This is a genomic window from Microbacterium sp. zg-YB36 (assembly GCF_024623575.2).
Classification (GTDB): Bacteria; Actinomycetota; Actinomycetes; order Actinomycetales; family Microbacteriaceae; genus Microbacterium.
Window position 1 is genome coordinate 149,453 of record NZ_JANJFD020000012.1, and the last position, 11,404, is coordinate 160,856.

Sequence of the window (11,404 nt, forward strand, 5' to 3'; positions counted from 1 at the left end):
GGAATTACTTGCCCGACGCCAGAGCGTCGGCGCCGCCGACGATCTCGGCGATCTGCTGCGTGATCTCTGCCTGTCGCGCGTTGTTGCGCAGGCGGGTGTAGTCGGTGATGAGCTTGTCGGCGTTGTCACTGGCCGACTTCATCGCCTTCTGCGTCGCGGCGTGCTTGGCCGCCGACGACTGCAGGAGGGCGTTGAAGACGCGGCTCTGGACGTACACCGGCAGGAGGGCGTCCAGGACGACCTCCGGGCTCGGCTCGAATTCGTACAGGGGGTACACCTGACCGGAGGGCACCGCTTCTTCGGCTGCCTCCACGACCTCGAGCGGGAGCAGTCGCACGCGCTCGGGGGTCTGAGTCATCATGCTGACGAAACGGTTGTATACGAGGTGGATCTCATCCACGCCACCGTCTTCGCCGCCGCGGTCGTAGGCGTCCAGCAGGGCGCCCGCGATCAGTTCCGCGGTGTTGAAGTGCGGAGTGTCGGTGTCACCGGTCCACTCCCCTGCGGCCTCCATGCGGCGGAACTGGAAGTAGCCCACCGCCCGGCGACCGATGAGGAAGTACGACACTTCCTTGCCCTGCGAGCGCAGGAGCTCGGCGAGCTCGAGCCCTTCGCGCAGGATCTGGGAGTTGAAGGCGCCGGCCAGGCCCCGGTCGGAGGCGAAGATGACCACCGCCGAGCGGCGGATCACCGGACGCTCCGTGGTGAGGGGGTGGTGCACGTTGGAGTGCGTCGCGACCGCGGAGACGGCGCGCGTGACGGCTCGCGCGAAGGGCGCCGACGCGCGCACGCGCGCCATCGCCTTCTGGATGCGCGAAGCCGCGATGAGCTCCATCGCCTTCGTGATCTTCTTGGTCGTCTGAGCAGAACCGATCTTCTGCTTGTAGACCCGCAGTTGTGCGCCCATTGGCTATCCCTACTGAGTCGTCAGCCCCGGCGACCCTTGACGATCTTCTCCTGGTTCACGTCTTCGGCGTCCGCAGCAGCGAACTCCTCGTGACCCGGGTGGTCGATCGCCAGGCCCTTGCCGGACTGGAACTCGAGCACGAACGCGTCGGTGAGCTTTTCGAGCTCAGCCGCCGTGTCGTCGTCGAGGACGTTGGTTTCGCGCAGGGTGTCGAGGATCGACGTGTTGCGCTTGAGGTAATCGAGCAGGTCGCGCTCGAACCGCAGCACGTCCTCGACCTCGATGGAGTCGAGCTTGCCCTTGGTTCCGGCCCAGATCGAGACGACCTGCTCCTCGACGGGGTAGGGCGAGTACTGCGGCTGCTTGAGCAGCTCGGTCAGGCGCGCACCGCGGGCCAGCTGACGACGCGAAGCCGGGTCGAGGTCGGACGCGAACATCGCGAACGCCTCGAGCGAGCGGTACTGCGCCAGCTCGAGCTTCAGCGTGCCGGAGACCTTCTTGATCGACTTCACCTGGGCATCACCACCGACGCGGGACACCGAGATGCCCACGTCCACGGCCGGACGCTGGTTCGCGTTGAACAGGTCCGACTGCAGGAAGATCTGGCCGTCGGTGATCGAGATCACGTTGGTCGGGATGTAGGCCGACACGTCGTTGGCCTTCGTCTCGATGATCGGCAGGCCCGTCATGGAGCCGGCACCGAGCTCATCGGAGAGCTTCGCGCAACGCTCGAGCAGACGGGAGTGCAGGTAGAACACGTCGCCCGGGTAAGCCTCACGGCCCGGCGGGCGGCGCAGCAGCAGCGAAACGGCGCGGTAGGCCTCAGCCTGCTTCGACAGGTCGTCGAAGATGATCAGGACGTGCTTGCCGCCGTACATCCAGTGCTGGCCGATGGCCGAGCCGGTGTACGGGGCGAGGTACTTGAAGCCGGCGGGGTCCGACGCGGGTGCGGCGACGATGGTGGTGTACTCCATCGCTCCGGCATCCTCGAGCGCGCCCTTCACAGAGGCGATCGTGGAGCCCTTCTGGCCGATGGCGACGTAGATGCAGCGCACCTGCTTGTTGACGTCGCCGGACTCCCAGTTGGCCTTCTGGTTGATGATCGTGTCGATCGCGATGGCCGTCTTGCCGGTCTGGCGGTCACCGATGATCAGCTGACGCTGACCGCGGCCGACGGGGATCATGGCGTCGATCGCCTTGATGCCCGTCTGCATCGGCTCGTGCACGCTCTTGCGCTGCATGACGCCGGGCGCCTGCAGTTCGAGGGCGCGACGGCCTTCCGCAGCGACGGCGCCGAGGCCGTCGATCGGGTTGCCGAGCGGGTCGACGACGCGGCCGAGGTAGCCGTCGCCGACGGGCACCGAGAGCACCTCACCGGTACGGGTGACCTGCTGACCGGCCTCGATGCCGGAGAAGTCGCCGAGGACGACGACACCGATCTCGTGCTCGTCGAGGTTGAGCGCGAGGCCGGCCGTGCCGTCGCCGAAGCGGACGAGCTCGTTCGCCATGACGCCGGGAAGTCCCTCGACGTGGGCGATGCCGTCGGCGGCGTCGATGACGGTGCCGACCTCGGTCGCCGCGGCCCCGGTGGGCTCGTACGCGGCGACGAAGTCCTTCAGCGCGTCACGGATGACGTCGGGGCTGATGGAGAGTTCTGCCATGGTCTTCCTTCGTGTCATGGGGCCGTTCAGCCCCGAAATCTCCGCTTAGAAAAGCGGCAAGCTCTATCCGGCCAGCTTCTGGCGCAGGTCGTGCAGTCGGCTGGCGACGCTGGCGTCGATGACGTCATCCGCGATCTCGATGCGCACGCCGCCGACGACCGAAGGGTCGATGACGACGTTGAGCGAGACCTCGGTGCCGTAGCGCCCCGCCAGTGCAGCGGAAAGTCGTTCGGTCTGGGCCGCGCCCAGCGGCCGTGCCGCGATGACCGTGGCCACCGTGCGCCCCCGCTGCTGCGCCACCAGGCGCATGGCCCGGCCGAGCAGCTGACGCACCCGACGTTCCCGCGGCTGCTGCGCAGCTGCGGAGACGATGAGGGTGGTCGCTTCGCTGGTGTGCCCGGCGAGGACGGTCTCGATGAGCGCGCCCTTCGCCGATGCATCACCGAGGCGACTGCCCAGGGCGAGCTCCAGTTCGGGGTTCGCAGCGACTGTGCGCAACACCCCGAACAGCTCACCGTCGATGTCGGTGCCCGGCTCCGCGATCGCGGCGGCTCGGATGCCGAGCTCCTCGATCCCGTCGACGAGATCCGAAGCCGACGACCACCGCTGCTGGACAGCCGTGGTCAGCAGCGACACCGTGGTGGGCTGGAACGACGACCCGAACACGTGCGAGACGACGTTCGCCCGCGCGGCGGGTGCCGCGGAGGAGTCCGCCAGCGCGCCGCTCAGCTGCGACGAGTCGCCGAGCGTGCGCGCCGCGACGAACAGCTCGCGGGCCACGCCCAGGTCGACCGCCGACGCGGCGCTGAGCGCCGACGTCGTCGCCGCGAGGGCCTGAGTGGTCGCGCTGCCCATTACTTGGACGCCTCAGAGGATTCGAGGTCGGCCAGGAAGCGGTCAACGACAGCCTGAGCCTTCGCGTCGTCGGACAGCGTTTCGCCGATCACACCGCCAGCGAGGTCGAGGGCGAGAGTGCCCACCTCGTTGCGGAGCGAAACCAGAGCCGTCTGGCGCTCTGCCTCGATCTGCGAGTGCGCGGCGGCGGTCAGCCGTGCTGCCTCCGAGGAGGCGGCATCCTTCGCTTCGGCGACGATCTTCTTGCCGTCCTCGCGGGCGGCGTCGCGGATCTCGCCGGCTTCCTTGCGGGCCGCGGCCAGCTGAGCGGTGTACTGCTCGAGAGCAGCCTCCGCCTTGCGCTGGGCCTCGTCCGCACGGGCGATGTTTCCCTCGATCGCGGCAGCACGCTCATCGAGCAGCGTCTTCATCTTGGGAAGGGCGACCTTCCACACGACGAAGAGGATGACGACGAAGCAGACGGCCGACCAGATGATGTCGTACCACGCGGGAATGAGAGGGTTGGGCGCAGCGCCCTCTTCCGCGGCGTACGCGACAAGAGCATTCAGCATCCTGTCTCCTTAGGTCTGGTGGGGGCGATCAGGAGGTGAAGATGAAGTAGGTCGCGATGCCGATGAAGGCCAGCGCCTCGGTGAAGGCGATACCGATCCACATCAGGACCTGCAGGCGACCTGCGAGCTCGGGCTGACGGGCGACACCCTCGATCGTCTTGCCGACGACGATGCCGACGCCGATGGCGGGACCGATAGCGGCGAGGCCGTAGCCCATCGTCGCGACGTTGCCGCTCAGCTCAGCGAGAACCGTAGTTGCGTCCACGGGGGTTTTCCTTTCGGTTATGGGCGGCGCTCAGCCGACCCGCTTAGTGCTCTTCCGCGACCGCAAGCTGAATGTAGACAGCGGTCAGGAGGGCGAAGACGTAGGCCTGGAGGACAGCCACCAGGATCTCGAACAGGGTGAAGACGAAGCCGAAGGCGAGCGAACCCGCTGCCAGTGCCGACCACCAGCCACCCATGTCGAGCAGGAAGAACTGCGTCGCTGCGAAGAACAGCACCAGCAGCAGGTGCCCGACCATCATGTTCATGAGGAGTCGGAGCGTGAGCGTGACCGGCCGGATGATGAAGGTCGAGATCAGCTCGATGGGCGTGACGATGATGTAGATCGGCCACGGCACGCCGGAGGGGAAGAGGGCGTTCTTGAAGAAGTTCTTCGGGCTCTTCTTGATGCCGGCGTAGATGAAGGTCACGTAGCTGACCACGGCCAGCAGCATCGGGACAGCGACGATGGCGGTGCCGGCGATGTTCAGGAACGGGATGATTCCCGTGATGTTCATGAACAGCACCATGAAGAAGATGGTGGTCAGGATCGGCAGGAACCGCTGGCCGTCCTTCTTGCCCAGCAGGTCTTCGGCGATGTTGACGCGAACGAAGTCCAGGCCCATCTCGACGATGCTCTGGAACCGTCCGGGGACCACTGTCATGCGACGGGTGCCGAGCCAGAGGATCAGGACGATCGCGATGGTGGCGAGGAACTGGATCAGGTGGATCCGGTTGATGACGAGGTCACCGAACTGGAAGACGGCATCCGGGAAGAACTCGTCGATCGAGGGTCCGTGGAATCCGCCTTCGTCAGCGGTGGGGGCGATCAGTGTCGCAGCGTGAATGAACAGCGCGGGCTCCAGCTTCGGGGCGCCGGCACAGGGCCGGTGCGACGATGGTCGATGAGCGTCACTCCGCAAGAACTCCGTGAGGGGCGGGGCGGGCGCTTGTCAACACTATCAAACTTAGGGCGGACTCAAATCCGCTCGGCGGGTCCGTCGGCCGGGTCGTCGATCTCACCGGCATTCGGCAGCCTGACGTCGCTCGCGTGCGGGATCCGCATGCGCAGCATCACGATGACGTCGATGATCAGCGACGCGATGATTCCGACGATGAGCGCGACGAAGAAGACGGTCGGATTCAGCCACGGCTGGCCCCGCAGCACCAGCAGCACCACGATGAACACGCCGAACTTCACGATCCACCCGCCGAGCACGATGGCGAAGAAGATCGGCACGTAGAGGGCGTCGCCGTACCAGCGGTTGGCGATGAGGATGCTCGCTCCGGTGATGCCGAGGAAGACGAACGCCAGGACGATACCGCCCAGAGCGCTCCACAGTCCCTCGGCGCCACCCACGGCGTAGCCGATGAAGGCACCGATGACGGCGAGAACCCCCGTGACGGCCGCGGACCACACCAGGGTGGTGCGCAGGAGCGGGGTGCTGGATACCGGGCTGGGGGTCATGGTGACTCCTGAATCGCGCGTGAGACGCGGCGGGCGGGGGTGAGGGTGACGACGAGGCAGGCAGCGCCGCCGATGAGACCGAAGACGACACCGGGCAGGTACTGGCCGGGCCAATCCGCGGTGGTGCCGATGTACATCAGCAGCACGGAAAGGCTCACCACCGCGGTCCATGCATAGAAGATGACGACGGCGTCACGGTCGGAATGGCCCATGTCGAGCATGCGGTGGTGCAGGTGTTTGCGGTCGGGTGAGAACGGGGACTTTCCAGCGCGCATCCGGCGGAGCACCGCCATGCCGAAATCGAGCAGCGGCAGCATGACCACCACCACCGGCAGCAGGATCGGGATGAACGCACCCAGCAGCTGCGACCTGCCGAACTGGTCGGGGTCGGTCAGCAGCGCGGGGTCCAGCGATCCGGTGATCGACACGGCCGAGCACGCCATGAGCAGACCGATCATGAGGGCGCCCGAGTCCCCCATGAACAGCTTCGCCGGACTCCAGTTCAGCGGCAGGAAGCCGATGCACGCGCCGATGAGCACCGCCGCGATGAAGGATGCCATCGTGAAGTAGGTCGCCTGGCCGGTGTCGCGCATGAGCAGGTAGGCGTAGGCGAAGAAGACGGCGTTGGCGATGAGGGCGACGCCGGCGACGAGCCCGTCGAGTCCGTCGATGAAGTTGACCGCGTTCATGACGATCACGATGGAGAAGATCGTGAGCACGAAGCTGACGGTGGAGGAGAACCCGGTGATGCCGCCGATCGGCAGCGTGTAGATCTGCAGCTCCCCGAACCAGGCGACGATGCCGGCGGCGAGGAACTGCGCCCCGAGCTTGATGGTCCAATCAAGGTCCCACAGGTCGTCGGCGACACCGACGATCACGATGAGCGTCGTCGCGGCGAGCACCGCCCACGGCGCGGGATCGGACCAGAAGCTCGCGAATCGGGGGTCCGGGTGAAACGACGAGACGGCGAACGCCACGACGATCGCGAGGAACATCGCGATGCCACCCAAGCGCGGGGTCGGCGTCTTGTGCACATCACGCTCGCGGATGCCGGGATACAGCTTGAACCGCAGACTCAGCCGCCACACCGCCCAGGTGAAGACGAATGCGAGAGCCGCGGTGAGGATGATGATGAAGATGTACTGCTTCACGCCGTGCCGCCGACCGCCGCGCCGGGGTCGTTCGCCTCGTCGGGGTCCGCTTCCAGCAGGTCGCCGAGCACCGCGCGAAGTCGCGCACGGTCGATGACGCCTTCGCGCAGCACCCGCACGACCGGCTCACCCTCCCCTACGAGCCCCGTCGCATCGACGATGGTCGAGGGGATGCCGTTCTCACGCGTGCCGGCATCCAGATACACCGCGACGCTGTCGCCGAGCATGTCGATGGCCTCGTCGATCGCGACGGCGGCCGCCTTGCCGGTCAGGTTGGCGCTGGACACCGCAAGCGGGCCGCACTCCTCGAGCATCTCCAGCGCAATGCGGTCCGCCGGCATCCGAACGGCCACCGTGCCGAATGTGTCGCCGAGGTCCCACGACAGGGATGGCTGGGCGGGAAGCACGATCGTCAGTCCGCCGGGCCAGAACTCCTCGACGAGTCGTTCCACCGCCTCCGGGACCTCCGCCGCGAGGGCACGCAGGGTGGACAATCCCGGGACCAGCACGGGTGGCGGCGACTGGCGGCCGCGGCCCTTCGCCGCCAGCAGCCGCGCGACGGCGGCCGGGCTGAAGGCGTCGGCAGCGACGCCGTACACCGTGTCGGTGGGCAGCACGATGAGCTGACCGCGAGCGATCGCCTGGCGTGCCTGGCGCAGTCCGGGCAGCAGCTGGGCATCGTCGCGACTGTCGAAAACAGGGGACATGACCGAACCAGTGTACCGGCGCCGGCGGAAGGTCCCGGCTACGCCCGCACGGCGGTGGTCGCGCGGTCGCGCAGCGTCAGGTCCCGATGGGTCGCCGCCGCCCGCCACCCGTCTGCGGTCAGCAGTTCGCGGATGGGTTCACCCTGCCACTCGCCGTGCTCGAGCACGAGGGTTCCGCCCGGATGAAGCAGCCGAGCCGCGACGCCGCTGATGACGCGTACGACATCCAGCCCGTCCGCTCCCCCGTACAGCGCTGCCGGCGGATCCCAGTCACGCACCTCCGGATCGCGCGGGATCGCCGCGTCGGGCACATAGGGCGGGTTGGAGACGACGACCGACACGGTGCCGTCGAGTTCGGGGAACGCGTCGGCCAGGTCGGCGAACGCGATGTGGGCGTTCGCCGCGCCCACGACGCGGAAGTTCTCCTTGGCCCACACGAATGCGTCGAGGGAGTTCTCCGCCGCGTACACCCGCGCGTGGGGCACCTCGGTCGCCATCGCCAGCGCGAGCGCCCCGCTGCCGGTGCCGAGGTCCACGGCGACCGGTTCTGCCGCGGCCGCGGCAGTGAGCGCGTCGATTGCGATCTGCGCGACGGTCTCGGTCTCCGGGCGAGGCACGAACACGCCTGGTCCGACCCGCAGTTCGAGGTGACGGAAGGGGGCGAGGCCGGTCAGGTGCTGCAGCGGCTCACGCGCGGCGCGGCGGGCGAGCAGGTCGGCGAAGACGGATGCAGCGGCATCCGTCACGACGTCCCCGCGCACCGCAGCGGCGTGAAGTTCGCCGCGTCGGAGGTCGAGCACGTGCGCCAGCAGCAGCTCCGCGTCGACGTCGGCGGAGGCCACCCCCGCGCGCTGGAGGAGGGCGGTGGCGGCGCGCAGCGTCTCGGTGACGCTGCGGGCTTGGGATGCAGGGCGGGAATCGGGCATGAGCGGGCTCCAGCCTAGACGCCCGGCATGCTGGGTGCACGCCTGCAAAGGTCGTCACAAAAGCCACCCCGCAACGGTGGCGACATAGGCTGGGGCGACGATCTCCCGCGTAGCCGGGAGGTCCTCCGACCCGCACGAAAGGCAGACCATGTCCGGCATCCATCCCGACATCACGAGCGCATTCGGCAACACTCCCCTCGTGAAGCTCAACCGCATCACCGAGGGTCTCCCCGGTACGGTGCTCGCCAAACTCGAGTTCTACAACCCCGCCTCCAGCGTCAAGGACCGCCTGGGTGTCGCCATCGTCGACGCCGCCGAGGCCTCCGGTGAGCTGCCTCCCGGCGGCACCATCGTCGAGGCCACCAGCGGCAACACCGGCATCGCACTGGCGATGGTCGGCGCTGCCCGCGGCTACAAGGTCGTCCTGGCGATGCCGTCGTCGATGTCGATCGAGCGCCGGCTGCTGCTGAAGGCCTACGGCGCCGAGGTGGTCCTCACCGACCCCGCCGGCGGCATGAAGGGCGCGATCGCGAAGGCCGAGGAGCTGGTCGCACAGACCCCCGGCGCAATCCTGGCCCGGCAGTTCGAGAACCAGGCGAACGTCGAGATCCACCGCAAGACCACCGCGGAGGAGATCCTGCGCGACACCGACGGCAAGGTCGACTACTTCGTCGCCGGCATCGGTACCGGCGGCACCATCACCGGCGTCGGCCAGGTGCTGAAGGAGCGAGTGCCCACGGCGACGGTCGTCGCTGTGGAGCCGGCCGACTCGCCGCTGCTGACCAAGGGCACCCCCGGCCCGCACAAGATCCAGGGCATCGGCCCCAACTTCATCCCGGCGATCCTCGACCGCGGCGTCATCGACGAGGTCATCGATGTGGAGTTCCCCGACGCCATCGCCACGGCGCGCGAGGTCGCCGTGAAGGACGGCATCCTCGCCGGCATCTCGTCGGGTGCGGCACTGTGGGCCGCCCTGCAGGTCGCCGCGCGCCCCGAGGCGGCCGGCAAGAACATCGTCGTGATCATCCCGTCGTTCGGCGAGCGGTACCTTTCGACGCCGCTGTACGAGCACCTGCGCGAAGAGTGACCGGCCAGGCGCGGGCGGTCCACGCCGCCCGCGCCTTTCACCCCCCAAGAAAGCAGATACGCGTGCCCGGCATCCATCCCGACATCACCACCGCCTTCGGCCAGACCCCGCTCGTGCGTCTCAACGCGCTCACGGCGGGGCTCGCCGCGGAGGTGCTCGCCAAGCTCGAGTTCTACAACCCGGGTTCGAGCGTGAAGGACCGGCTCGGCTACGCCCTTGTCGAGGCGGCCGAGGAGTCGGGTGAACTGCAGCCGGGCGGCACGATCGTGGAGTCCACCAGCGGCAACACCGGCATCTCGCTGGCTCTCATCGGCGCCGCCCGCGGTTACCGGGTGATCCTCACGATGCCCGCCTCGATGTCGAAGGAGCGGCGCCTGCTGCTGAAGGCATACGGCGCCGAGCTCGTGCTCACCGACCCGCACAAGGGCATGACCGAGGCGGTCGAGACCGCACGGCGCATCGCGGCCGAGACGCCGGGGGCGATCCTGGCCCGGCAGTTCGAGCACGAGGCGAACCCGGCGATCCACCGTCGCACGACGGCGGAGGAGATCTGGCGTGACACCGACGGCCAGGTCGACTGGTTCGTCGCCGGTTCGGGAACCGGCGGCACCATCACCGGTGTCGGCCAGGTGCTGAAGGAGCGCAACCCCGACGTGCAGGTGGTGCTCGTGGAGCCGAAGGACTCCCCCGTGCTCAGCGAGGGTCGCGCAGGCGGCCACCGCATTCAGGGCATCGGACCGAACTTCGTGCCGGACGTGCTGGACCGCTCGGTGGTCGACGAGATCTTCGACGTCGAGTTCGACGACGCCATCCGCACCGCCCGCTCGCTCGCCACCGACGAGGGCATCCTCGGCGGCATGTCGGCAGGCGCCGCGGTATGGGCGGCACTGCAGATCGCCGCCCGCCCCGAGGCGGCCGGGAAGCGCATCGTGGTGATCGTGCCGGATGCCGGTGAGCGCTACCTTTCCACGGCCCTGTACGCGCACCTGCGCGAGGACGAGGAGCCCCGCGCGTGAGCGGTGTGCTGCGTGGTGCCGCAACCCTCTTCTCGCGCGCCCGGGAGGACGTGGCGGCAGCGAAGCTGCGCGATCCCGCCGCGCGCGGCGGCGTGGAGATCGCCCTGCTCTACCCCGGCCTGCACGCGGTGTGGTCGTACCGCGTCGCCCATGCCCTCTGGGTGCGGGGGGCACGCTTCCCCGCCCGCGCCATTTCGCAGGTCTCGCGCTGGCTCACCGGCGTCGAGATCCACCCCGGCGCCGTCATCGGGCGCCGCTTCTTCATCGACCACGGCATGGGCGTGGTCATCGGTGAGACCGCCGAGGTCGGCGACGACGTCATGCTGTACCACGGGGTCACCCTCGGCGGGCGAACCCGCAGCGGCGGCAAGCGGCATCCTACCCTCGAGGACCGCGTGGTCGTCGGCGCGGGCGCCCAGGTGCTCGGCCCCATCCGCATCGGCGCCGGCACGACGATCGGTGCGAATGCCGTCGTCACGAAGGACGCCCCGGGCGACAGCGTGCTGGTGGGGGTACCCGCGAAGGCGCGTCAGCGTGCCACCGGCGAGGAGACCCGCGCGTCGCTGACCGCGCCGGAGTACATCATCTAGCTTCGTCCCGGCGCGGGCCGCCGGCTGACACCTGTCAGAACGGTGCGGGTTCTTCGATGGCGGCGAGGGCCATGAATTCCAGCACCCGTCGGGGGACGTCGGTGTAGACCCGGCCGGTGGGGCTGGTCCACTCCAGGATGCCGTCGGCTTTCTGCACCACGCTCCACGCGGTGCCGTGCTTGACCGGGTGATGTCGACCCGGGCACAGGTTTGCCAGATTGGTG

The 11,404-nt window shown here is 68.4% G+C and carries 13 protein-coding genes and 1 pseudogene; 3 read left to right on the top strand and 11 right to left on the bottom strand.

Features of this window, described 5'->3' with window-relative positions:
• Positions 1-4: 4 nt before the first annotated feature.
• The 10 genes from NQ151_RS15685 to prmC form a co-directional block, all read right to left on the bottom strand.
• On the bottom strand, positions 5-907 hold the full coding sequence (locus NQ151_RS15685) for a F0F1 ATP synthase subunit gamma (RefSeq protein ID WP_257509488.1): 903 nt from the start codon (positions 905-907) through the stop codon (positions 5-7).
• Positions 908-927: 20 nt separating this feature from the next.
• Positions 928-2,568 (bottom strand): F0F1 ATP synthase subunit alpha, encoded by a 1,641-nt coding sequence (gene atpA, locus NQ151_RS15690; protein WP_257509487.1) that lies wholly within the window; start codon positions 2,566-2,568, stop codon positions 928-930.
• 63 nt (positions 2,569-2,631) lie between these two features.
• Positions 2,632-3,423, bottom strand: coding sequence for a F0F1 ATP synthase subunit delta (locus NQ151_RS15695; protein ID WP_257528664.1), 792 nt, complete (start codon positions 3,421-3,423; stop codon positions 2,632-2,634).
• Positions 3,423-3,974, bottom strand: coding sequence for a F0F1 ATP synthase subunit B (locus NQ151_RS15700; RefSeq protein ID WP_257509485.1), 552 nt, complete (start codon positions 3,972-3,974; stop codon positions 3,423-3,425). The genes NQ151_RS15695 and NQ151_RS15700 overlap by 1 nt, the downstream gene beginning before the upstream one ends.
• A 28-nt stretch (positions 3,975-4,002) precedes the next feature.
• Complete coding sequence (gene atpE, locus NQ151_RS15705) at positions 4,003-4,239, bottom strand: ATP synthase F0 subunit C (protein ID WP_019181238.1); 237 nt, start codon at positions 4,237-4,239, stop codon at positions 4,003-4,005.
• Between the two features lie 43 nt (positions 4,240-4,282).
• Positions 4,283-5,089, bottom strand: coding sequence for a F0F1 ATP synthase subunit A (gene atpB, locus NQ151_RS15710; protein WP_257509539.1), 807 nt, complete (start codon positions 5,087-5,089; stop codon positions 4,283-4,285).
• Positions 5,090-5,214: 125 nt separating this feature from the next.
• Positions 5,215-5,703, bottom strand: coding sequence for a Cg1360 family ATP-synthase-associated protein (locus NQ151_RS15715; RefSeq protein WP_257509484.1), 489 nt, complete (start codon positions 5,701-5,703; stop codon positions 5,215-5,217).
• The gene (locus tag NQ151_RS15720; RefSeq protein WP_257509483.1) at positions 5,700-6,854 is read right to left on the bottom strand and encodes an MraY family glycosyltransferase; all 1,155 of its coding nucleotides are present in this window, start codon (positions 6,852-6,854) and stop codon (positions 5,700-5,702) included. The genes NQ151_RS15715 and NQ151_RS15720 overlap by 4 nt, the downstream gene beginning before the upstream one ends.
• The gene (locus NQ151_RS15725; RefSeq protein WP_257509482.1) at positions 6,851-7,561 is read right to left on the bottom strand and encodes an L-threonylcarbamoyladenylate synthase; all 711 of its coding nucleotides are present in this window, start codon (positions 7,559-7,561) and stop codon (positions 6,851-6,853) included. Before NQ151_RS15725 ends, NQ151_RS15720 begins: the two co-directional genes overlap by 4 nt.
• Positions 7,562-7,599: 38 nt before the next feature.
• Positions 7,600-8,487, bottom strand: a complete 888-nt coding sequence (gene prmC / locus NQ151_RS15730; RefSeq protein WP_257528665.1) for a peptide chain release factor N(5)-glutamine methyltransferase — start codon at positions 8,485-8,487, stop codon at positions 7,600-7,602.
• A 148-nt stretch (positions 8,488-8,635) separates the two neighbouring features.
• On the opposite strand from prmC, the gene cysK (NQ151_RS15735) reads away from it, so the two are divergent.
• The 3 genes from cysK (NQ151_RS15735) (at position 8,636) to epsC (ending at position 11,180) form a co-directional block, all read left to right on the top strand.
• The gene (gene cysK / locus NQ151_RS15735; protein ID WP_257509480.1) at positions 8,636-9,574 is read left to right on the top strand and encodes a cysteine synthase A; all 939 of its coding nucleotides are present in this window, start codon (positions 8,636-8,638) and stop codon (positions 9,572-9,574) included.
• Between the two features lie 62 nt (positions 9,575-9,636).
• On the top strand, positions 9,637-10,590 hold the full coding sequence (gene cysK, locus NQ151_RS15740) for a cysteine synthase A (protein ID WP_257528666.1): 954 nt from the start codon (positions 9,637-9,639) through the stop codon (positions 10,588-10,590).
• Positions 10,587-11,180, top strand: coding sequence for a serine O-acetyltransferase EpsC (gene epsC, locus NQ151_RS15745; RefSeq protein WP_257528667.1), 594 nt, complete (start codon positions 10,587-10,589; stop codon positions 11,178-11,180). Before cysK (NQ151_RS15740) ends, epsC begins: the two co-directional genes overlap by 4 nt.
• A 34-nt stretch (positions 11,181-11,214) precedes the next feature.
• Here the strand turns inward: epsC and NQ151_RS15750 are convergent.
• Positions 11,215-11,404: pseudogene (locus NQ151_RS15750) on the bottom strand (HNH endonuclease signature motif containing protein); the annotation flags it as partial.